Annotated in this window: 18 protein-coding genes; 16 read left to right on the top strand and 2 right to left on the bottom strand. The window is 58.1% G+C overall.

Features of this window, described 5'->3' with window-relative positions; genetic code table 11:
* Window positions 1-233 precede the first annotated feature (233 nt).
* Window positions 234-545, top strand: a complete 312-nt coding sequence (locus BMH52_RS23635) for a DUF485 domain-containing protein (RefSeq protein WP_003190001.1) — start codon at window positions 234-236, stop codon at window positions 543-545.
* Complete coding sequence (locus BMH52_RS23630) at window positions 542-2,200, top strand: cation acetate symporter (protein WP_003190002.1); 1,659 nt, start codon at window positions 542-544, stop codon at window positions 2,198-2,200. The genes BMH52_RS23635 and BMH52_RS23630 overlap by 4 nt, the downstream gene beginning before the upstream one ends.
* Before the next feature lie 228 nt (window positions 2,201-2,428).
* On the opposite strand, the gene gltA is transcribed toward BMH52_RS23630, so the two are convergent.
* Window positions 2,429-3,718, bottom strand: coding sequence for a citrate synthase (gene gltA, locus BMH52_RS23625; protein ID WP_014717728.1), 1,290 nt, complete (start codon window positions 3,716-3,718; stop codon window positions 2,429-2,431).
* 365 nt (window positions 3,719-4,083) lie between these two features.
* Between gltA and sdhC the strand changes: the two genes are divergently transcribed.
* The 11 genes from sdhC (at window position 4,084) to BMH52_RS23570 (ending at window position 18,169) form a co-directional block, all read left to right on the top strand.
* The gene (gene sdhC, locus BMH52_RS23620; protein ID WP_014717729.1) at window positions 4,084-4,458 is read left to right on the top strand and encodes a succinate dehydrogenase, cytochrome b556 subunit; all 375 of its coding nucleotides are present in this window, start codon (window positions 4,084-4,086) and stop codon (window positions 4,456-4,458) included.
* Window positions 4,452-4,820 carry a succinate dehydrogenase, hydrophobic membrane anchor protein gene (gene sdhD, locus BMH52_RS23615; protein ID WP_003172805.1) on the top strand — a complete coding sequence of 123 codons (369 nt, stop codon included), beginning with the start codon at window positions 4,452-4,454 and terminating at the stop codon, window positions 4,818-4,820. Before sdhC ends, sdhD begins: the two co-directional genes overlap by 7 nt.
* 3 nt (window positions 4,821-4,823) lie before the next feature.
* Entirely contained in the window at window positions 4,824-6,596 is a 1,773-nt protein-coding gene (gene sdhA / locus BMH52_RS23610; protein ID WP_014717730.1) for a succinate dehydrogenase flavoprotein subunit, read from the top strand.
* 11 nt (window positions 6,597-6,607) lie between these two features.
* Entirely contained in the window at window positions 6,608-7,312 is a 705-nt protein-coding gene (locus tag BMH52_RS23605; protein ID WP_003172807.1) for a succinate dehydrogenase iron-sulfur subunit, read from the top strand.
* Between the two features lie 262 nt (window positions 7,313-7,574).
* The gene (locus tag BMH52_RS23600) at window positions 7,575-10,406 is read left to right on the top strand and encodes a 2-oxoglutarate dehydrogenase E1 component (protein ID WP_014717731.1); all 2,832 of its coding nucleotides are present in this window, start codon (window positions 7,575-7,577) and stop codon (window positions 10,404-10,406) included.
* A gap of 44 nt (window positions 10,407-10,450) precedes the next feature.
* A complete protein-coding gene (gene odhB / locus BMH52_RS23595) occupies window positions 10,451-11,668 on the top strand; it encodes a 2-oxoglutarate dehydrogenase complex dihydrolipoyllysine-residue succinyltransferase (RefSeq protein ID WP_073845244.1) in 1,218 nt (405 codons plus the stop codon).
* A gap of 99 nt (window positions 11,669-11,767) precedes the next feature.
* Window positions 11,768-13,204, top strand: a complete 1,437-nt coding sequence (gene lpdA / locus BMH52_RS23590; RefSeq protein ID WP_014717733.1) for a dihydrolipoyl dehydrogenase — start codon at window positions 11,768-11,770, stop codon at window positions 13,202-13,204.
* Between the two features lie 204 nt (window positions 13,205-13,408).
* On the top strand, window positions 13,409-14,575 hold the full coding sequence (sucC, locus tag BMH52_RS23585; RefSeq protein WP_003190011.1) for an ADP-forming succinate--CoA ligase subunit beta: 1,167 nt from the start codon (window positions 13,409-13,411) through the stop codon (window positions 14,573-14,575).
* A complete protein-coding gene (sucD, locus tag BMH52_RS23580; RefSeq protein WP_003190013.1) occupies window positions 14,575-15,456 on the top strand; it encodes a succinate--CoA ligase subunit alpha in 882 nt (293 codons plus the stop codon). Before sucC ends, sucD begins: the two co-directional genes overlap by 1 nt.
* 428 nt (window positions 15,457-15,884) lie before the next feature.
* On the top strand, window positions 15,885-17,198 hold the full coding sequence (gene brnQ / locus BMH52_RS23575) for a branched-chain amino acid transport system II carrier protein (protein ID WP_003190014.1): 1,314 nt from the start codon (window positions 15,885-15,887) through the stop codon (window positions 17,196-17,198).
* Window positions 17,199-17,428: 230 nt separating this feature from the next.
* Window positions 17,429-18,169, top strand: a complete 741-nt coding sequence (locus BMH52_RS23570) for a DUF599 domain-containing protein (protein ID WP_014717735.1) — start codon at window positions 17,429-17,431, stop codon at window positions 18,167-18,169.
* Window positions 18,170-18,253: 84 nt separating this feature from the next.
* Here the strand turns inward: BMH52_RS23570 and BMH52_RS23565 are convergent, their stop codons facing one another.
* A complete protein-coding gene (locus BMH52_RS23565) occupies window positions 18,254-18,511 on the bottom strand; it encodes a hypothetical protein (protein ID WP_003190018.1) in 258 nt (85 codons plus the stop codon).
* Window positions 18,512-18,668: 157 nt separating this feature from the next.
* On the opposite strand from BMH52_RS23565, the gene BMH52_RS23560 reads away from it, so the two are divergent.
* The 3 genes from BMH52_RS23560 (at window position 18,669) to htpG (ending at window position 21,588) form a co-directional block, all read left to right on the top strand.
* The gene (locus BMH52_RS23560; protein WP_020301697.1) at window positions 18,669-19,145 is read left to right on the top strand and encodes a PaaI family thioesterase; all 477 of its coding nucleotides are present in this window, start codon (window positions 18,669-18,671) and stop codon (window positions 19,143-19,145) included.
* Window positions 19,142-19,594, top strand: a complete 453-nt coding sequence (locus BMH52_RS23555; protein ID WP_014717737.1) for a PaaI family thioesterase — start codon at window positions 19,142-19,144, stop codon at window positions 19,592-19,594. Before BMH52_RS23560 ends, BMH52_RS23555 begins: the two co-directional genes overlap by 4 nt.
* Window positions 19,595-19,683: 89 nt before the next feature.
* Entirely contained in the window at window positions 19,684-21,588 is a 1,905-nt protein-coding gene (gene htpG / locus BMH52_RS23550) for a molecular chaperone HtpG (RefSeq protein WP_014717738.1), read from the top strand.
* Window positions 21,589-21,744: the final 156 nt, after the last annotated feature.

The following is a 21,744-nucleotide window of genomic DNA, read 5'->3' as shown; positions in this document are numbered from 1 at the left end:
GAGGGGGCTTGCTCCCGAAAGCGGTGTGCCAGTCACAGATTTTTGACTGGCACACCGCTTTCGGGAGCAAGCCCCCTCCCACATTCGTTTTGCACTGACTCAAATCTTCCTGCGCCCCAGCAATCCCTCGCTACACTCGATCTACTACTAAGGTCGTCTGGAACCCATTGCGCAGCCGCATACAGTGGATACGTTCCAAAATAATAAAAAGCTGTGCTGCGAGGATAAAAACAATGAACGACAGCATTTACCTCTCGATTCAAAACAGCCCGCGTTTCAAGGAGCTGGTCAGGAAAAGGGAAAGGTTCGCCTGGATTCTCTCGGCGATCATGCTAGGGCTTTACTCCGCTTTCATCCTGTTGATCGCCTACGGGCCACAAGTGCTGGGGGCCAAGATCAGCCCCGGTTCCTCGATTACCTGGGGCATCCCCCTGGGCGTCGGGCTGATTGTGTCGGCCTTCATTCTCACCGGCATCTACGTGCGTCGGGCCAACGGCGAATTTGACGACCTGAACAATGCGATTCTCAAGGAGGCTGCGCAATGATCCGGCGTCTATTGGCTCTATTCGGTGCTTCGCTGTTGGCTCCGGCCGTTTGGGCGGCGGACGCATTGACCGGTGAAGTGCACAAGCAACCGCTGAACATCTCGGCCATTGTGATGTTCGTCGCGTTTGTCGGCGCCACCCTGTGCATCACTTATTGGGCGTCCAAGCGCAACAAGTCAGCGGCGGACTACTATGCGGCGGGCGGCAAGATCACCGGTTTCCAGAACGGTCTGGCGATTGCCGGTGACTACATGTCGGCGGCGTCCTTCCTGGGGATTTCCGCGCTGGTGTTCACCTCCGGCTATGACGGCTTGATCTACTCGATCGGCTTCCTTGTGGGCTGGCCGATCATTCTGTTCCTGATCGCCGAGCGCTTGCGTAACCTGGGCAAATACACCTTTGCCGACGTGGCGTCCTATCGCCTGGGGCAAACCCAGATCCGCAGCCTGTCGGCGTGTGGCTCGCTGGTGGTGGTGGCGTTCTACCTGATCGCGCAGATGGTCGGCGCGGGCAAGCTGATCCAGCTGCTGTTTGGCCTTGATTACCATGTGGCGGTGATCCTGGTGGGTATCCTGATGTGCATGTACGTGCTGTTCGGCGGCATGTTGGCGACCACCTGGGTGCAGATCATCAAGGCGGTGCTGTTGCTGTCCGGTGCCTCGTTCATGGCGCTGATGGTGATGAAGCACGTCAACTTCGATTTCAACATGCTGTTCTCCGAGGCGATCAAGGTTCACCCCAAAGGTGAGGCGATCATGAGCCCCGGCGGCCTGGTGAAAGACCCGATCTCGGCATTCTCTCTGGGCCTGGCACTGATGTTCGGTACCGCTGGCCTGCCGCACATCCTGATGCGCTTTTTCACGGTAAGCGACGCCAAGGAAGCGCGTAAGAGCGTGCTGTACGCAACCGGCTTCATCGGCTACTTCTATATCCTGACCTTTATCATCGGCTTCGGCGCGATCCTTTTGGTCAGCACCAACCCGGCGTTCAAGGATGCAGCGGGCGCCTTGCTCGGCGGTAACAACATGGCGGCGGTGCACCTGGCCAACGCGGTGGGTGGCAGTATCTTCCTGGGCTTCATCTCGGCCGTGGCGTTTGCCACCATCCTGGCGGTGGTTGCCGGCTTGACCCTGGCGGGTGCTTCGGCGGTGTCCCATGACCTGTATGCCAGCGTGATCAAGAAGGGCAAGGCCAACGAGAAAGATGAGATTCGCGTGTCGAAGATCACTACCGTAGCCTTGGGTGTATTGGCCATCGGCCTGGGTATCCTGTTCGAAAGCCAGAACATCGCGTTCATGGTCGGCCTGGCGTTCTCCATCGCCGCCAGCTGTAACTTCCCGGTGCTGCTGCTTTCCATGTACTGGAAAAACCTCACCACCCGTGGTGCCATGATTGGCGGCTGGCTGGGCTTGATCAGCGCCGTGGGCCTGATGATCCTCGGTCCGACCATCTGGGTGTCGATCCTGCACCATGAAAAGGCGATCTTCCCGTACGAGTACCCGGCGCTGTTCTCGATGATCATCGCGTTCGTCGGCATCTGGTTCTTCTCCATCACCGACAAGTCGGCGGCGGCGGAGAAAGAGCGTGCGCTGTACTTCCCACAGTTTGTGCGTTCGCAGACTGGCCTGGGGGCGAGTGGGGCGGTTAATCACTAAGTCGTCAGCTGCATAAGAGATACCCCGGTCGCAAGGCCGGGGTATTTTTTTGCCTGGGCTGGCCTCATCGCGGGCAAGCCCGGCTCCCACACTGGGTCGTGTCCTTTTGTTGGAATGCGGTCCAATGTGGGAGCTGGCTTGCCTGCGATGACGGTAGATCAGGCCACACCAACAAAAACGGCCTCCACTAAGGGAGGCCGTTCTCAATGCAGCTAAGCAGTTGAATGCTTACTTGCGGTCTTCCAGCTTGGTGATGTCACGCGACTCGTAGCCGGTGTACAGCTGGCGCGGGCGGCCAATCTTGTACGGGCTGGAGAGCATTTCTTTCCAGTGGGAGATCCAGCCCACGGTCCGCGCCAGGGCGAAGATCACGGTGAACATGCTGGTTGGAATGCCGATCGCCTTGAGGATGATCCCCGAGTAGAAGTCGACGTTCGGGTACAGCGAGCGTTCGATGAAGTACGGGTCGGTCAGGGCGATCTCTTCCAGGCGCATGGCCAGTTCGAGTTGCGGATCGTTCTTGATGCCCAGTTCCTTCAACACTTCGTCGCAGGTCTGCTTCATGACAGTAGCGCGCGGGTCGCGGTTCTTGTAGACCCGGTGACCGAAGCCCATCAACTTGAACGGATCGTTCTTGTCCTTGGCCTTGGCGATGAAGGTGTCGATGTTGGACACATCGCCGATTTCATCGAGCATGGTCAATACGGCTTCGTTCGCACCGCCGTGGGCAGGGCCCCACAGTGCGGCGATGCCGGCGGCAATACAGGCGAACGGGTTGGCACCCGAAGAGCCCGCCAGGCGCACGGTAGAGGTGGAAGCGTTCTGCTCGTGGTCGGCGTGGAGGATGAAGATCCGGTCCATGGCCTTGGCGAGCACCGGGCTGATCGGTTTGATCTCGCACGGGGTGTTGAACATCATGTGCAGGAAGTTTTCCGCGTACGTCAGGTCGTTGCGCGGGTACATCATGGGTTGGCCCATGGAGTACTTGTAAACCATTGCGGCCAGGGTAGGCATCTTGGCAACCAGGCGGATCGCGGAAATTTCGCGATGCTGCGGGTTATTGATGTCCAGGGAGTCGTGATAGAAGGCCGACAGGGCGCCTACTACACCGCACATGACGGCCATCGGGTGGGCGTCGCGACGGAAGCCGTTGAAGAAGGTCTTCAACTGCTCGTGAACCATGGTGTGGTTCTTCACGGTGCTGACGAACTGGGCTTTCTGCTCGGCTGTTGGCAATTCGCCATTTAGCAGCAGGTAGCAGGTTTCCAGGTAGTCCGACTTTTCAGCCAGTTGCTCGATCGGGTAGCCGCGATGAAGCAGAATGCCATTGTCACCATCGATATAGGTGATCTTCGACTCGCAGGAAGCGGTCGACATGAAGCCTGGGTCGAAAGTAAAACGGCCCGTGGCCGTCAGGCCCCGTACGTCGATAACATCGGGACCAACGGTGCCGGTTAAAATGGGCAGCTCGACGGGGGCTGCGCCCTCGATGATCAACTGCGCTTTTTTGTCAGCCATGTGGCCTCCTATTTATGCTTCAAATCATCAGACAGACCCCCCACGCAGGGCCCGCACCACTATATTGATATAAATCCAGATGTCAATTTGCCTAAAGTCTTGCGCCAGAAGGCTTTAACCGTACTTTTTCGTCGAAATTGACTGCCATTTACGCCTTTTATCCCGCCAGCGCAATCAGCTATTAGGGTGAGGTGTGCGCGTTGTCATTAGTAACCTAACTGTCTATACTCGGCCACCGACCGCCAAGGGCTTTTGGGCTTGCTTTCATTGGGGGTCGCACTCCCTGGGTGGTGCTTACCTGACCAGTCGCACTCCCCAACAACTTTGCCCTGATTGTTAGGGGCTCTTCAGTGTGAAAAAAAGCCGTGAATAGCCAACGACCTGTAAACCTAGACCTAAGGACCATCAAACTCCCCATCACCGGCGTTACGTCGTTCCTGCACCGTGTTTCCGGCATCATCCTGTTCCTGGGGTTGGGCATCATGCTTTATGCATTGAGCAAATCCCTGGGTTCCGAGGAAGGATACGCCGAGGTGAAGGCATGCTTGACCAGCCCGCTGGCCAAGTTCGTAGCATGGGGCCTCCTGTCCTCTCTTCTGTATCACCTGGTAGCCGGTGTGCGCCACTTGATCATGGACATGGGCATCGGTGAGACGCTGGAAGGCGGCCGCCTGGGCTCGAAAATCATCGTCGCCATTTCCGTGGTGCTGATCGTTCTGGCAGGAGTTTGGATATGGTAACCAGCGTAACGAATCTGTCGCGTTCGGGCCTCTATGACTGGATGGCACAGCGTGTGTCTGCGGTCGTTCTCGCGGCTTATTTCATTTTCCTGATCGGATACCTCGTCGCAAACCCGGGCATCGGCTATGAGCAATGGCACGGCCTGTTTTCCCACAATGCGATGCGAATCTTCAGTCTGCTGGCCCTTGTAGCCCTGGGCGCTCACGCCTGGGTTGGCATGTGGACCATCGCGACTGACTACCTGACGCCGATGGCGCTGGGCAAGTCCGCGACTGCAGTACGTTTCCTCTTCCAGGCAGTATGCGGCGTCGCGATGTTCGCTTACTTCGTCTGGGGTGTGCAGATTCTTTGGGGTATCTGATTCATGGCTAACATTCCAACTATTTCATTCGACGCCATCATTATTGGTGGCGGCGGTGCTGGCATGCGCGCTGCGCTGCAGCTGGCCCAGGGCGGCCACAAGACGGCCGTGATCACCAAGGTGTTCCCGACGCGTTCCCACACCGTATCGGCCCAGGGTGGCATCACCTGCGCCATCGCCTCCGCCGACCCTAACGATGACTGGCGCTGGCACATGTACGATACCGTCAAGGGTTCCGACTATATCGGTGACCAGGACGCTATCGAATACATGTGTCAGGAAGGCCCGGCCGCGGTGTTCGAGCTGGACCACATGGGTCTGCCGTTCTCCCGTACCGAGCAAGGCCGTATCTACCAGCGTCCATTCGGTGGCCAGTCCAAGGATTACGGTAAAGGCGGCCAGGCTGCCCGTACCTGCGCTGCGTCCGACCGTACCGGTCACGCGCTGCTGCATACCCTTTACCAAGGCAACCTGAAAGCCGGTACCACGTTCCTGAACGAGTACTACGCGGTTGATCTGGTGAAGAACGGCAAGGGCGAGTTCGTCGGTGTGATCGCCATCTGCATCGAAACCGGTGAAACCACCTACATCCGCGCCAAGGCGACTGTGTTGGCGACCGGTGGTGCAGGTCGTATCTACGCTTCTACCACCAATGCCCTGATCAACACCGGTGACGGCGTCGGCATGGCCCTGCGTGCTGGCGTACCGGTACAAGACATCGAAATGTGGCAGTTCCACCCGACCGGCATCGCCGGCGCCGGTGTACTGGTGACCGAAGGTTGCCGTGGTGAAGGTGGTTACCTGATCAACAAGCACGGCGAGCGTTTCATGGAGCGTTATGCTCCGAACGCCAAAGACTTGGCTGGCCGTGACGTTGTGGCACGTTCGATGGTTAAAGAGATCATCGCCGGTAACGGCTGTGGCCCGAATGGCGACCACGTACTGCTCAAGCTCGATCACCTGGGTGAAGAAGTGCTGCACAGCCGCCTGCCTGGTATCTGCGAGCTGTCCAAGACCTTCGCCCACGTTGACCCGGTAGTTGCTCCGGTTCCGGTGGTTCCAACTTGCCACTATATGATGGGCGGCGTGCCGACCAACATTCACGGCCAGGCAATCACCCAGAACGCCGACGGCCAGGACGAGATCATCCATGGTCTGTTCGCAGTAGGTGAAGTGGCTTGCGTATCGGTTCACGGTGCCAACCGCCTGGGCGGCAACTCGCTGCTCGACCTGGTGGTATTCGGCCGTGCGGCCGGCCTGCACCTTGAGAAGGCGCTGACTGACGGCATCGAATACGATGACGCCACCGACGCCAACATCGAAGCGGCCCTGGCGCGTCTGAACGCTCTGAACGAGCGCACGGATGGCGAAGACGTGGCAACCCTGCGTCGCGAGCTGCAAAGCTGCATGCAGAACTACTTCGGTGTGTTCCGTACCGGCGAATACATGCAGAAGGGCATCGCCCAGCTGGCTGACCTGCGCAAGCGCATCGCCAACGTCAAAATCAACGATAAGAGCCAGGCGTTCAACACTGCTCGTATCGAAGCCCTTGAGCTGCAAAACCTGCTGGAAGTGGCTGAAGCGACGGCGATCGCCGCCGAGGTTCGTAAAGAATCCCGTGGTGCTCACGCTCGTGAAGACTTTGAAGATCGCGACGACGAAAACTGGTTGTGCCACACCCTGTACTTCCCGGGTGACAAGCGCGTAACCAAGCGTGCCGTGAACTTCTCGCCGAAGACGGTGCCGACGTTTGAACCGAAGATTCGGACTTACTAAGGGTGGCTGCCATGTTGAAAGTCAGTGTTTATCGCTACAACCCTGATCAGGACGCCGCGCCGTTCATGCAGGAGTTCCAGGTCGATACCGGTGGTAAAGACCTGATGGTGCTGGATGTACTGGCACTGATCAAAGAGCAGGACGAGGGTTTCTCCTATCGTCGCTCTTGCCGTGAAGGTGTGTGCGGTTCCGACGGCATGAACATCAACGGCAAAAACGGCCTGGCGTGCATCACGCCGCTGTCCGCCGTGGTCAAAGGCAACAAGCTGATTGTTCGTCCACTGCCAGGTTTGCCGGTTATCCGTGACCTGGTCGTCGATATGAGCATCTTCTACAAGCAATACGAGAAAGTTAAGCCATTCCTGCAGAACGACACGCCGGCTCCGGCCATCGAGCGTCTGCAGTCCCCGGAAGAACGTGAAAAACTCGATGGCCTGTACGAGTGCATCCTGTGCGCTTGCTGCTCGACATCCTGCCCGTCCTTCTGGTGGAACCCGGACAAGTTCCTGGGTCCAGCTGCGCTGCTGCAAGCCTACCGCTTCCTGGCAGACAGCCGTGATACCAAGACGTCCGAGCGTCTGGCTTCGCTGGATGACCCGTTCAGCGTATTCCGCTGCCGCGGGATCATGAACTGCGTCAACGTATGTCCTAAAGGCCTGAACCCGACTAAGGCCATTGGTCACATCCGTAACATGCTGCTGCAGAGCGGCGTGTAACTGACGTTGTAGTAAAAGCAGGACCGTTGTGCCCGTAAATGCTGCGGCGCAGGCTTCAACCGGCGCCGTAGTTTTAACTTGAGCAGCGACTTACAAAGCCGCGGCTCTTATTTTGAAGAAATGAGACAAGCAGGGGCATTCGGGTTGGTACCCGAACTATCAGCGTGATCCTAAGTGGCTTGTTTTGGTCGCTGCACTTGGCCTTTTGCAAGCAAACTCGGTGTTTTCGCCGGTGGTGTCCCCAAATCGAGGGTGACCAAGCATGCAAGAAAGCGTGATGCAGCGCATGTGGAACAGCGGCTATCTTTCAGGTGGTAACGCTGCCTATGTGGAAGAGCTTTATGAGCTCTACCTGCACGACCCTAACGCTGTGCCAGAAGAATGGCGCACCAAATTTCAGACGTTGTCTTCAGACGGCAACGCTGCCACCGATGTATCGCACGCAACAATTCGCGATCAGTTCGTGCTGCTGGCAAAGAACCAGCGCCGCGCCCAACCGGTTTCCGCCGGCAGCGTGAGCAGTGAGCATGAGAAGAAGCAAGTTGAAGTACTGCGACTGATCCAGGCCTACCGTATGCGTGGCCACCAGGCAGCCCAGCTTGACCCGCTGGGGCTGTGGCAGCGTCCTGCACCTGCAGACCTGTCGATCAATCATTACGGCTTGACCAATGCCGATCTTGATACGACCTTCCGTGCCGGCGACCTGTTCATCGGCAAAGAGGAAGCGAGCCTACGCGAAATTCACGAAGCGTTGCAGCAGACATATTGCCGCACCATCGGCGCTGAATTTACGCACATCACCGATTCCGAGCAGCGCCAGTGGTTCCAGCACCGCCTGGAAGGCGTGCGTGGCCGTCCGGTATTGTCCGCCGATGTGCGCGGCCACCTGCTGGAGCGCGTGACCGCGGCCGAAGGCCTCGAGAAATACCTGGGCACCAAATACCCAGGCACCAAGCGTTTCGGCCTGGAAGGCGGCGAAAGCCTGATTCCGATGCTCGACGAGCTGATCCAGCGTTCCGGTTCCTATGGCACCAAGGAAATCGTGATCGGCATGGCTCACCGTGGTCGCCTGAACGTGTTGGTCAACACCTTCGGCAAAAACCCGCGTGAGCTGTTCGACGAGTTCGAAGGCAAGAAGAAGGTCGAGCTGGGTTCCGGTGACGTTAAATACCACCAGGGCTTCTCGTCCAACGTGATGACCACCGGCGGTGAAGTTCACCTGGCCATGGCATTCAACCCCTCCCACCTGGAAATCGTTTCGCCAGTGGTCGAGGGTTCGGTACGTGCTCGCCAGGATCGTCGTAACGATTCCACCGGTGAGAAGGTTCTGCCAATTTCCATCCATGGTGACGCGGCATTCGCCGGTCAAGGCGTGGTCCTGGAAACGTTCCAGATGTCGCAGACTCGCGGCTTCAAGACCGGTGGTACCGTTCACATCGTCATCAACAACCAGGTGGGCTTCACCATCAGCAACCCGTTGGACGCGCGTTCCACCGAGTACGCCACCGACGTTGCCAAGATGATCCAGGCGCCGATCCTCCATGTGAATGGCGATGATCCGGAAGCCGTGCTGTTCGTCACCCAACTGGCTGTCGACTACCGCATGCAGTTCAAGCGTGACGTGGTCATCGACCTGGTTTGCTACCGCCGTCGCGGTCACAACGAAGCGGACGAGCCAAGCGGCACCCAGCCGTTGATGTACCAGCAGATCACCAAGCAGCGCACCACCCGTGAGCTGTACGCCGAAAGCCTGACCAAGGCCGGCGTGGTTGACGATGCGCGTGTTCAGGCGAAAGTCGACGAATACCGCAACGCGCTGGACAACGGCCTGCATGTAGTGAAAAGCCTGGTCAAGGAGCCGAACAAAGAGCTGTTCGTTGACTGGCGCCCATACCTGGGTCACACCTGGACTGCACGTCACGATACCTCGTTCGATTTGAAGACGTTGCAGGAACTGTCCGCCAAGCTGCTGGAAATTCCCGAAGGCTTCGTCGTACAGCGCCAGGTTGCGAAGATCTACGAAGACCGTCAGAAGATGCAAGCCGGTGGCCTGCCGATCAACTGGGGTTACGCCGAAACCATGGCGTATGCGACCCTGGCGTTCGAAGGTCACCCGATCCGCATGACCGGCCAGGACATCGGCCGCGGTACGTTCTCGCACCGTCATGCTGTATTGCACAACCAGAAAGACGCGGGCACCTACATCCCGTTGCAGAACCTGTACGAAGGCCAGCCACGTTTCGACCTGTACGATTCGTTCCTGTCCGAAGAAGCCGTACTGGCGTTCGAATACGGTTACTCGACCACCACGCCGAACGCGCTGGTGATCTGGGAAGCCCAGTTCGGCGACTTCGCCAACGGTGCCCAGGTGGTTATCGACCAGTTCATCACCAGCGGCGAGCACAAGTGGGGCCGTCTGTGCGGTCTGACCATGCTGCTGCCACACGGTTATGAAGGTCAGGGCCCTGAGCACTCCTCGGCCCGTCTGGAGCGTTACCTGCAATTGTGCGCCGAGCACAACATTCAGGTGTGCGTGCCGACGACCCCGGCGCAGATCTACCACTTGCTGCGTCGCCAGGTGATCCGTCCGCTGCGCAAGCCGCTGGTGGTACTGACGCCGAAGTCGCTGTTGCGTCACAAGCTGGCCGTTTCGACCCTGGAAGATCTGGCCCAAGGTTCGTTCCAGACCGTAATTCCAGAGATCGATACGCTGGACGCCGCCAAGGTCACTCGCCTGATCCTGTGCAGCGGCAAGGTCTACTACGATCTGTTGGAAAAACGCCGTGCCGAAGGCCGCGAAGACATCGCCATCGTGCGTATCGAGCAGCTTTATCCGTTCCCGGAAGATGACCTCATGGAGATCATCGCGCCTTACACCAACCTCACGAACGTAGTGTGGTGTCAGGAAGAACCGATGAACCAGGGCGCCTGGTACAGCAGCCAGCATCATCTGCGTCGCAGCATCGGCAACCACAACAAGGCTTTGGTCCTTGAGTACGCCGGTCGTGATGCTTCTGCTGCACCTGCCTGTGGTTACGCGTCGATGCACGCCGAGCAGCAGGAAAAACTGCTGCAAGATGCTTTCACTGTTTAACGCCTTCGCGCTGACTGAAACCGAATTTTAAGGACCTACAGATAATGGCTATCGAAATCAAAGCCCCGTCATTCCCGGAATCGGTTGCCGATGGCACCGTTGCCACCTGGCACAAGAAACCAGGCGAGGCCGTCAAGCGTGACGACCTGATCGTCGACATCGAGACCGACAAAGTCGTTCTGGAAGTGTTGGCCGAAGCTGACGGCGTGCTGGGCGCAATCGTTGCTGAAGAGGGCGCTACCGTTCTGTCGAATCAGGTACTGGGCTCGATCGAAGAGGGCAGCGCTGCTGCCGCTGCTCCTGCCGCTGCTGCACCGGCTGCTTCTGCGCCTGCCGCACCGGCTGCGGGTGGCGAAGATCCAATCGCTGCACCGGCTGCGCGTCAACTGGCTGAAGAAAACGGCATCAACCTGGCTTCCATCAAGGGCACCGGCAAAGATGGCCGTGTGACCAAGGAAGACGTGGTTGCCGCAGTTGAAGCCAAGAAGAACGCTCCGGCTGCCGCACCTGCCAAGGCTGCAGCGCCTGCTGCCGCTGCGCCTGTGTTTGCCGCTGGCGACCGCACCGAGAAGCGCGTACCGATGACTCGCGTACGTGCCACCGTGGCCAAGCGCCTGGTTGAAGCTCAGTCGAACATGGCGATGCTGACCACCTTCAACGAAGTCGACATGACCGAAGTCATGGCCCTGCGTTCGAAGTACAAGGACCTGTTCGAGAAGTCCCACAACGGCGTGCGCCTGGGCTTCATGTCGTTCTTCGTGAAAGCGGCCACCGAAGCGCTGAAGCGCTTCCCGGCAGTCAACGCTTCGATCGACGGCGGCGACATCGTTTACCACGGCTACTCGGATATCGGCGTTGCCGTCTCCAGCGACCGCGGCCTGGTGGTTCCAGTCCTGCGTAACGCCGAGCTGATGAGCCTGGCCGAAATCGAAGGCGGCATCGCTGGCTTCGGCAAGAAAGCCCGTGACGGCAAGCTGACCATCGACGAGATGACCGGCGGTACCTTCACCATCACCAACGGTGGTACCTTCGGTTCGATGATGTCGACGCCGATCGTCAACCCACCGCAGGCCGCGATCCTGGGCATGCACAACATCATCCAGCGTCCGATGGCCATCAACGGCCAAGTCGTGATCCGCCCAATGATGTACCTGGCACTGTCTTACGATCACCGCCTGATCGACGGTAAAGAAGCCGTGACGTTCCTGGTGACCATCAAGAACCTGCTGGAAGACCCGGCTCGCCTGCTCCTGGACATCTGATAGAAGCAGTTGCACGTTGCGAGCTACAAGCTGTAGGAAAAAGCAGCTTGGCTTGCAATGTGTGACTAGAAGCTTGTCGCAAATAGAGGATCTATTTTCATGACACAGAAATTTGACGTTGTAGTGATTGGTGCAGGCCCTGGCGGCTATGTTGCCGCCATCAAGGCTGCGCAACTGGGCCTGTCCACTGCTTGCATCGAAAAATACACCGACAAGGAAGGCAAACTGGCGCTGGGCGGTACTTGCCTGAACGTGGGTTGCATTCCGTCCAAGGCGCTGCTGGACAGCTCCTGGAAATTCCACGAAGCCCAAGACGGCTTTGCGATCCACGGCATCAACCATGCTGGCGTGACCATGGACGTACCCGCAATGGTCGGCCGTAAAGCCAATATCGTCAAAGGCCTGACTTCCGGCGTTGCGACCTTGTTCAAGGCCAACGGCGTTACTTCGATTCAAGGCCACGGCAAGCTGCTGGCCGGCAAGAAAGTTGAAGTCACCAAGCCAGACGGTTCGGTTGAAGTCATCGAAGCCGAAAACGTGATCCTGGCGCCAGGTTCGCGTCCAATCGACATTCCGCCTGCTCCTGTTGATAACAACGTGATCGTTGATTCGACCGGCGCCCTGGAATTCCAGGCTGTGCCTAAGCGTCTGGGCGTCATCGGCGCTGGCGTGATCGGTTTGGAACTGGGTTCGGTATGGTCCCGCCTGGGTGCTCAAGTCACCGTGCTGGAAGCCCTGGATACATTCCTGCTGGCTGCCGACACCGCGGTGTCCAAGGAAGCGCTGAAAACCCTGACCAAACAAGGTCTGGACATCAAGCTCGGCGCCCGTGTTACCGGTTCCAAGGTCAACGGCGAAGAAGTCGTAGTGACCTACACCGATAAAGACGGCGAGCAGACCATCACTTTCGACAAGCTGATCGTCGCCGTGGGCCGCCGCCCAGTGACCAACGACTTGCTGGCTTCCGACAGCGGCGTGAACATCGACGAGCGTGGTTTCATCCACGTTGACGATCATTGCGCCACCACCGTGCCTGGCGTCTATGCCATTGGCGACGTGGTTCGTGGCATGATGCTGGCCCACAAGGCTTCCGAAGAGGGCATCATGGTCGTTGAGCGCATCAAGGGTCACAAGACCCAGATGAACTACGACCTGATCCCATCGGTTATCTACACCCACCCGGAAATTGCATGGGTCGGCAAGAACGAACAGCAGTTGAAAGCTGAAGGCGTTGAAGTTAACGTCGGCACCTTCCCGTTTGCCGCTTCTGGCCGTGCCATGGCAGCCAACGACACCGGTGGTTTTGTCAAAGTCATCGCTGATGCCAAGACTGACCGCGTATTGGGCGTCCACGTGATTGGCCCAAGCGCTGCAGAACTGGTTCAGCAAGGCGCGATCGGCATGGAATTCGGCACCAGTGCCGAGGACTTGGGCATGATGGTCTTCTCCCATCCGACCCTGTCCGAAGCGCTGCACGAAGCTGCGTTGGCAGTGAATGGCGGCGCCATCCACATTGCCAACAAGAAGAAGCGCTAAGCGAGATAATAAGAAACCACGGCGGAGTTGCCCGTCGTGAGCCTTGCGCGCAAGACTCACCGCGGAATATCCGCTGGACGCAGCCTTGCGCAGCTTTACGGGCCATAAGCCCCGCAAGTTGCGCGAGCAGCAGTCACAGGTGGCGCGGCACTCATAATGAGCGCAGCGCCGAATGCGCAGTACCTAACGAAGACGGTAAAAAGCATGAATCTTCACGAGTATCAGGGTAAGCAGCTGTTCGCTGAATACGGCCTGCCAGTTTCCAAGGGCTACGCAGTAGACACCCCGGAAGCAGCAGCAGAAGCTTGCGACAAAATCGGCGGCAGCGAGTGGGTTGTCAAAGCCCAGGTCCACGCCGGTGGTCGCGGTAAAGCGGGCGGCGTCAAGCTGGTTCGCAGCAAAGAAGACGCCAAGGCCTTCGCACAGCAGTGGCTGGGCAAGCGTCTGGTGACTTACCAGACTGATGCCAATGGCCAACCAGTCACCAAGATCCTGGTTGAATCGTGCACTGATATCGCTAAAGAGCTGTACCTGGGCGCTGTCGTTGACCGTTCGAGCCGTCGCATCGTGTTCATGGCTTCCACCGAAGGTGGCGTGGACATCGAGAAAATTGCTCACGAAACCCCAGAAAAAATTCTGAAGGCCACTATCGATCCACTGGTTGGCGCTCAGCCATTCCAGGGTCGTGAACTGGCTTTCCAGCTGGGCCTGGAAGGCAAGCAAGTTGCCCAGTTCGCCAAGATCTTCGTAGGTCTGGCCAAACTGTTCCAGGATCACGATCTGGCCCTGCTGGAAGTGAACCCGCTGGTGATCAAGGCTGACGGCGATCTGCACTGCCTCGATGCCAAGATCAACATCGACGCCAACGCCATGTACCGTCAGCCTAAGCTGAAGACTTTCCACGATCCGTCGCAAGACGATCCGCGCGAAGCGCACGCTGCCAAGTTCGAACTGAACTACGTAGCCCTGGAAGGCAACATCGGCTGCATGGTCAACGGTGCCGGCCTGGCCATGGGTACCATGGACATCGTCAACCTGCATGGCGGCAAGCCAGCCAACTTCCTCGACGTAGGTGGTGGCGCTACCAAGGAACGCGTTACCGAAGCGTTCAAGATCATCCTGTCCGACTCCAACGTCGCTGCAGTACTGGTCAACATCTTCGGCGGCATCGTTCGTTGCGACATGATTGCCGAAGGCATCATCGGTGCAGTGAAAGAAGTCGGCGTTAAAATCCCGGTTGTTGTTCGCCTTGAAGGTAACAACGCTGAACTGGGCGCTAAAGTACTGGCAGAAAGCGGTTTGAACATCATCGCGGCTACCAGCCTGACCGACGCTGCTCAACAAGTTGTCAAAGCTGCGGAGGGCAAGTAATGAGCGTCCTGATCAATAAAGACACCAAAGTTATCTGCCAGGGTATTACCGGTTCGCAAGGTAGTTTCCACACCCAGCAAGCCATCGAATACGGCACCCAGATGGTTGGCGGCGTAACTCCAGGCAAAGGCGGCACCGAGCACCTGGGCCTGCCCGTGTTCAACACCGTGAAAGAAGCAGTAGAAGCCACTGGCGCCACCGCCAGCGTGATCTACGTTCCAGCTCCTTTCTGCAAGGACTCGATCCTGGAAGCGGCATTCGGCGGCATCAAGCTGATCGTCTGCATCACCGAAGGCATTCCTACACTGGACATGCTGGACGCTAAAGTTAAGTGCGACGAACTGGGCGTAGTCCTGATCGGCCCTAACTGCCCAGGCGTGATCACCCCAGGCGAATGCAAGATCGGCATCATGCCAGGTCACATTCACTTGCCAGGTAAAGTCGGTATCGTTTCCCGTTCCGGCACCCTGACCTATGAAGCTGTCAAGCAAACCACTGACGCCGGTTTCGGTCAGTCGACTTGCGTCGGCATCGGCGGTGACCCGATCCCAGGCTCCAACTTCATCGACATCCTGAAGCTGTTCCAGGAAGACCCGAAGACCGAAGCGATCGTAATGATCGGTGAGATCGGCGGTTCGGCTGAAGAAGAAGCGGCTGCCTACATCAAGGCACACGTGACCAAGCCGGTTGTTTCCTACATCGCTGGTGTGACTGCCCCTGCGGGCAAGCGCATGGGCCATGCTGGCGCAATCATCTCTGGCGGCAAAGGCACTGCAGACGAGAAATTCGCTGCACTGCAAGACGCAGGCGTTAAAACCGTGCGTTCGCTGGCAGACATCGGCAAGGCCCTGGCCGAGCTGACCGGTTGGGCTGTCAAGTAAGCCTCGCGCTTAGCTGACGCTTCACCACACAAAGGCCACCTTCGGGTGGCCTTTGTGCTTTCTGGATATAGCCAGATTGACGAATGTGCTCGGTTCAATGTGGGAGCTGGCTTGCCTGCGATACAGACAACTGGGTGCATCAGCCAAACCGAGTCGATGCCATCGCAGGCAAGCCAGCGCCCACAGGGTTCTGTATTGCCCAATTAAGTATGAAAACGCGACATTGAAATGTCGCTTATCGGACAGTCCGCCCCGCAACAGTGCGTTTGTCAGCCTAATTCTGTACTCTAGCCGCCTCTTTATGCGTCCGCGTCCCAAAAGGAAGCTGCGCGCTAGACCGGTCGGTCCCCACAAGGGCCGGCAGCATTTCCCTCATCCATAGGGAAGCCCTCTCTAAATTCCGATTCAGTAGTGTGGTATTTCCTCAAATGAAAGTGTTGAAAAGCCAGGATATCCTGGCGCTGGGCTTTATGACCTTTGCCCTGTTCGTGGGCGCCGGCAACATCATCTTCCCGCCTATCGTTGGTTTGCAGTCCGGGCCGCATGTCTGGATGGCGGCGCTGGGCTTTCTGATCACCGCGGTCGGTTTGCCGGTGGTCACTGTGATCGCCCTGGCCAAGGTCGGTGGTGGCATGGATGCGCTGAGCAGCCCGATTGGCAAGATCGCCGGTGGCCTGCTGGCGGCAGCGGCCTACCTGGCAGTGGGCCCGCTGTTTGCGACCCCGCGCACCGCAACAGTATCGTTTGAAGTGGGCCTGGCGCCCTTGACCGGTGAGAGCCCGTTGGCACTGTTCCTCTACAGCTCGGTGTATTTCCTGGTGGTGTTCTTTGTCTCCCTGTACCCAGGTCGACTGCTGGACACCGTGGGCCGTTTCCTGGCGCCGCTGAAAATCATCGCCCTGGCTATTCTCGGCATCGCTGCGTTTGCCTTGCCCGCCGGTGAGGTGGGGGTTGCCACGCCGGAATACGTTGCCGCGCCGTTCTCCCAAGGCTTTATTAATGGTTACCTGACCATGGATACCCTGGGCGCCTTGGTGTTCGGCATCGTGATCGTCAACGCGATTCGCTCCCGTGGCGTCGAGTCACCCAAGCTGATCACCCGCTACGCGATCATTGCCGGGCTGATTGCCGGCGTGGGCCTGGCACTGGTGTACGTCAGCCTGTTCCGCCTGGGTTCGGGCAGCCATGCCGTGGCCGCGGGTGCCAGCAATGGCGCGGCGGTACTGCACGCCTATGTGCAATACACGTTCGGCTCCCTGGGCAGTGGTTTCCTCGCCGTGCTGATTTCCCTGGCATGCCTGGTGACCGCCGTGGGCCTGACCTGTGCCTGCGCCGAGTACTTCAGCAAGATCCTGCCGCTGTCCTACAAGACCCTGGTGGTGATCCTGGCACTGTTCTCGCTGTTTGTGTCCAACTTGGGCTTGACCAAACTCATTGCCTTCTCGATCCCGGTGCTGACCGCGATCTACCCGCCATGCATCGTGTTGGTGGCCTTGAGCTTCTGCAAAGGGTTCTGGCAGGAACAGGGCCGTATTGTCGGCCCGGTGATGCTGGTGTCGTTCATCTTTGGCTGCATCGACGCACTCAAGGGTGCGGGCCTGGCGGGTTGGATGCCTACGCAACTGGTAAACCTGCCGTTGAGCGAACAAGGCCTGGCGTGGCTGGTGCCGTCGGTGATGACGCTGGTCGTGGCCGTGGTGATTGACCGTATGCTGGGTAAGCGCAGCGAAGCCATCGCGTAACGCGCGGTTGAGCTCTACTGAAATGCCCCGTATCAAACGATACGGGGCTTTTTTTTTGCGTATGAGGTTACATATTTCTAAACTTGTGAACCGGTAATGTGGGAGCGGGCTTGCTCGCGAATGCGGTGTGTCAGCAAACTAATATGCAGCTGGCACACCGCATTCGCGAGCAAGCCCGCTCCCACAGTTTGACCGCGTTTTCACCATGGCTACCCTGTACAAGGACCTACATGTCGTTTGTCGAAATCAATCAAGTTCATCTGCTTGCAGCACTCTGGTTTGTCATCTGCTGGGGCGGCTACACCCGTTACGCAACGTGGAAAGCCCGGGACACGGCGTGCCTGGCCAGTGTGTTGCACCTGTACCGTGAAGACTGGATGCGCCGCATGCTGCTGCGCGACAACCGTATCGCCGACGCCAGTGTGATCGGTAACCTGGAGCGCAATGCCTCGTTCTTTGCCTCCAGCACCTTGATCATCCTCGCCGGTATTCTCACGGTGCTGGGGGCTTCGGAACGCGCAGTGTCACTGCTGGCGGACATTCCCATGGTGCAGCAGGCATCCCAGGGCATGTCGGAGATCAAATTGCTGTGCCTGGCACTGGTGTTCGTCTATGCCTTTTTCACCTTCAGCTGGTGCATGCGCCAGTACAACTTCGCGGCGGTGCTGGTGGGCTCGGCGCCCATGATCGGTGAACGGCACGTGTCAGAGCAGGAGCGCAAGGCGTTTGCTTTGCGGGCGGCGCGAGTGATTTCGATGGCGGCCAACCAGTTCAACTTTGGCCTGCGCGCCTATTACTTCGGCATGACCATGCTGGCCTGGTTTGTCAGCCCCTGGTTGTTCATGTTGATGAGTAGCGGGGTGGTGCTGGTGCTGTACCGCCGCGAGTTCCATTCCGATGTATTGCAGGTGATGGTGTATACCCCGACCGATATGCCGGGAGCCGACGTTGTAAAAGACGGCGCACAGTAGCGCTGCAAGCAAATCGCAGACAAAGAAAAGCCCGCTTTAATCAGCGGGCTTTCTTTTGCTGCAATACTGCTTTAAACCCTGCGATTACTGCTTGGCAGGTTCTGCAGGTGCGGCAGGTGCAGCTTCTTTTGCAGCAGCTTCGTTCGATTCGGCCTGAGCTTTGGCAGCTTCAGCGTTTTCTTTCGCAGCGTCGTTCACTTTATCCTGTGCTTTAGCCATGTCTTGCTGTGCTTGCTCAGAGTGTGCAGCGGCATCTTGGGCTTTGTCTTCGGATTTCTTGTCGCAGGCAGCCAGACCGAGAGCAGCGGCCAGCATCATGGAAATAGCTAATGTCTTACGCATGGGGTGTTTCTCCTTATTGAAGATATCTACTGGCCTTTCGAACCCAAGGGGCCAGCATTAGTTCCTTATGTCCCACAGATATATAGCATGTTTCGTACAGGAACTTTACCCAGTCATTCCAATCCGCCGAATTCACACTAATAAGAGTCTAAAAACAATGACCGAAAACCCTTTGTTAGAGCGTGCCGTGCGCTTCGTTTCGGCCCTGCGCCATTGCCATGTGCTGGGCGTGACGGTGCATGAAGCCAGCGAGGAGGGCATGACCCTCGTACTGCCTTATGGGCCGCATATCGTCGGTGACCCCCTGAGCGGGGTGATCCACGGCGGCGCGCTGACCTCATTGATGGACACCGCGTGCGGCATGGCAACCCTGTGCGTACTGCCCGAGTTCGAGGTGTGCCCCACCCTGGACCTGCGTATCGACTACATGCATCCCGCCGAACCCCATAAGCCGGTGTATGGCTTCGCGCAATGCTACCGGGTGACCACCGATGTGATCTTCACCCGTGGCGTTGCCTATCAGGATGACCCGCAACAACCTATTGCCCATGTGGTGGGCACGTTTATGCGCATGGGCAAGCGCCTCAAAGGCACCCAAGGCTTGGGCACGGTCATCAAGGGAGAGCAGGCATGACGCATCGGTTCAAGACCCGTCTGGAGCAAGCCCTCGATCGTGGCGACTGTGACGCGCTGCTCGAGTTGGTGCCTTATGCCAGGTTGATCGGCATCGAATGCACCCGGCTGGGGGATGAGTTGCTGTTTCGCCTGCCGGCCAGCAAGGACAATATTGGTAACCCCATATTGCCGGCGTTGCATGGCGGGGTGATCGCCGGCTTCATGGAGTTGGCAGCCGCCCTGCATCTGATGGTGTTCACGGGCGCTCCGGGCCTGCCGAAAATCATCGACTTCTCCCTGGATTATCTGCGCGCCGGCCAGTTTCGTGACACCTATGCCAAGTGCCAGGTATGGCGCCAGGGCCGGCGCGTGGCCAACGTGGCGATTACCGCCTGGCAGAGCACACCGGCCGAACCGATTGCCACCGCCCGCGCACATTTCAAGATTGAGGAATTGGCCCGCCCTTGAAATCCTGGCCTGAGCCCCCAACTTTGATGACAACCCGCCGCCAACCCTTTCGGGCGCGGCCACTGCCATCCAATTGGAGTTTGATGACCATGAGTGTGGAAACTCAAAAGGAAACCCTGGGCTTCCAGACCGAGGTGAAGCAACTGCTGCACCTCATGATCCATTCGCTGTATTCCAACAAGGAAATTTTCCTTCGCGAATTGATCTCGAACGCCTCTGACGCTGTCGACAAATTACGTTTCGAAGCCCTGTCCAAGCCTGAGTTGCTGGAAGGCGGCGCGGAACTGAAGATCCGTGTGAGCTACGACAAAGACGCCAAGACCGTCACCCTCGAAGACAACGGTATCGGCATGAGCCGTGACGATGCGATCACCCACCTGGGGACCATCGCCAAGTCCGGCACCGCAGATTTCATGAAGAACCTGTCGGGCGACCAGAAAAAAGACTCTCACCTGATCGGCCAATTCGGCGTGGGCTTCTATTCGGCCTTCATCGTCGCCGACAAGGTTGAAGTATTCAGCCGCCGCGCCGGCCTTGACGCCAGCGAAGGCGTGCACTGGGCTTCCAAGGGCGAAGGCGAATTCGAAATCGCCACGATCGACAAGGCTGACCGTGGCACGCGCATCGTGCTGCACCTGAAAGCCGGTGAAGATGAATTCGCCGATGGCTGGCGCCTGCGCAACATCATCAAGAAGTACTCCGACCACATCGCGTTGCCGATCGAGTTGCCCAAGGAACAGACCGTTGCCGAAGGCGAAGAAGCCCCGGCGGTAGAGTGGGAAACCGTCAACCGCGCCAGCGCCCTGTGGACCCGTCCGCGTACCGAGATCAAGGACGAGGAATACCAGGAGTTCTACAAGCACATCGGCCACGACTACGAGAACCCGCTGAGCTGGAGCCACAACAAGGTTGAAGGCAAGCTCGAATACAGCTCGCTGCTCTACGTACCGGCCCGTGCTCCGTTCGACCTGTACCAGCGTGAAGCGCCAAAAGGCCTGAAGCTCTACGTGCAGCGCGTGTTCGTAATGGACCAGGCGGAATCCTTCCTGCCACTTTACCTGCGCTTTATCAAAGGTGTGGTCGACTCCAACGACCTGTCGCTGAACGTGTCGCGGGAAATCCTGCAGAAAGACCCGATCATCGACTCCATGAAGTCGGCGCTCACCAAGCGCGTACTCGACATGTTGGAAAAGCTGGCGAAGAACGAGCCTGAGCAATACAAGAGCTTCTGGAAAAACTTCGGCCAGGTCATGAAAGAAGGCCCGGCGGAAGATTTTGCCAACAAGGAAAAAATCGCCGGTTTGCTGCGTTTTGCCTCGACTCAGGGTGAAGACGGCGAGCAGGTTGTGTCCCTGGCTGACTACCTGGCACGTGCCAAGGAAGGTCAGGACAAGATCTACTACCTGACCGGCGAAACCTACGCCCAGGTCAAGAACAGCCCGCACCTGGAAGTCTTCCGCAAGAAAGGCATCGAAGTGCTGCTGCTGACCGACCGTATCGATGAGTGGCTGATGAGCTACCTCACCGAGTTCGACGGCAAAACCTTCGTCGACGTGGCCCGTGGTGACCTGGACCTGGGGAACCTGGACTCCGAAGAAGAGAAGAAGGAAGCCGAAGAAGTCGCCAAGTCCAAAGAGGGCCTGGTTGAGCGCATCAAGGCTTCCCTGGGCGAAGCGGTGAGTGAAGTGCGGGTTTCCCACCGCCTGACCGACTCTCCTGCGATCCTGGCCATCGGCGAGCAGGACCTGGGCATGCAGATGCGCCAGATCCTGGAAGCCAGCGGCCAGAAAGTGCCGGATTCCAAGCCGATCTTCGAATTCAACCCGTCTCACCCGCTGATCGAGAAACTCGATGGCGAGCAGAGCGAAGAGCGGTTTGGTGACCTGTCGCACATCCTCTTCGACCAGGCCGCCCTGGCAGCCGGCGACAGCTTGAAGGACCCGGCCGCGTATGTGCGCCGACTGAACAAGCTGTTGGTTGAATTGTCGGTTTAACACCGTTGTAGAAAAACCCGCTTCGGCGGGTTTTTTCGTTCTGGCTCTACTGTAGGAGCGAGCTTGCTCGCGAAAAACGTGAGATCACCGCGTTCATTCAGCATTTGCGCGTTATCGTTGACGTTCTTCGCGAGCAAGCTCGCTCCTACAGGGAGC

Source organism: Pseudomonas sp. BTN1 (assembly GCF_001907715.1).
GTDB classification, from domain to species: domain Bacteria; phylum Pseudomonadota; class Gammaproteobacteria; order Pseudomonadales; family Pseudomonadaceae; genus Aquipseudomonas; species Aquipseudomonas paracarnis.
The sequence above is the reverse complement of the archived record's forward strand: the minus strand, read 5'-3'. Positions and strand labels throughout refer to the sequence as shown.

What these genes read in the sequence shown, in the direction of transcription:
- BMH52_RS23635 (WP_003190001.1), top strand. Translation starts at nt 234, where the DNA reads ATGAACGACAGCATTTACCTCTCGATTCAAAACAGCCCGCGTTTCAAG.
- BMH52_RS23630 (WP_003190002.1), top strand. Translation starts at nt 542, where the DNA reads ATGATCCGGCGTCTATTGGCTCTATTCGGTGCTTCGCTGTTGGCTCCG.
- gltA (WP_014717728.1), bottom strand. Translation starts at nt 3,718, where the DNA reads ATGGCTGACAAAAAAGCGCAGTTGATCATCGAGGGCGCAGCCCCCGTC.
- sdhD (WP_003172805.1), top strand. Translation starts at nt 4,452, where the DNA reads ATGGTAACCAGCGTAACGAATCTGTCGCGTTCGGGCCTCTATGACTGG.
- sdhA (WP_014717730.1), top strand. Translation starts at nt 4,824, where the DNA reads ATGGCTAACATTCCAACTATTTCATTCGACGCCATCATTATTGGTGGC.
- BMH52_RS23605 (WP_003172807.1), top strand. Translation starts at nt 6,608, where the DNA reads ATGTTGAAAGTCAGTGTTTATCGCTACAACCCTGATCAGGACGCCGCG.
- BMH52_RS23600 (WP_014717731.1), top strand. Translation starts at nt 7,575, where the DNA reads ATGCAAGAAAGCGTGATGCAGCGCATGTGGAACAGCGGCTATCTTTCA.
- odhB (WP_073845244.1), top strand. Translation starts at nt 10,451, where the DNA reads ATGGCTATCGAAATCAAAGCCCCGTCATTCCCGGAATCGGTTGCCGAT.
- lpdA (WP_014717733.1), top strand. Translation starts at nt 11,768, where the DNA reads ATGACACAGAAATTTGACGTTGTAGTGATTGGTGCAGGCCCTGGCGGC.
- sucC (WP_003190011.1), top strand. Translation starts at nt 13,409, where the DNA reads ATGAATCTTCACGAGTATCAGGGTAAGCAGCTGTTCGCTGAATACGGC.
- sucD (WP_003190013.1), top strand. Translation starts at nt 14,575, where the DNA reads ATGAGCGTCCTGATCAATAAAGACACCAAAGTTATCTGCCAGGGTATT.
- brnQ (WP_003190014.1), top strand. Translation starts at nt 15,885, where the DNA reads ATGAAAGTGTTGAAAAGCCAGGATATCCTGGCGCTGGGCTTTATGACC.
- BMH52_RS23570 (WP_014717735.1), top strand. Translation starts at nt 17,429, where the DNA reads ATGTCGTTTGTCGAAATCAATCAAGTTCATCTGCTTGCAGCACTCTGG.
- BMH52_RS23565 (WP_003190018.1), bottom strand. Translation starts at nt 18,511, where the DNA reads ATGCGTAAGACATTAGCTATTTCCATGATGCTGGCCGCTGCTCTCGGT.
- BMH52_RS23560 (WP_020301697.1), top strand. Translation starts at nt 18,669, where the DNA reads ATGACCGAAAACCCTTTGTTAGAGCGTGCCGTGCGCTTCGTTTCGGCC.
- BMH52_RS23555 (WP_014717737.1), top strand. Translation starts at nt 19,142, where the DNA reads ATGACGCATCGGTTCAAGACCCGTCTGGAGCAAGCCCTCGATCGTGGC.
- htpG (WP_014717738.1), top strand. Translation starts at nt 19,684, where the DNA reads ATGAGTGTGGAAACTCAAAAGGAAACCCTGGGCTTCCAGACCGAGGTG.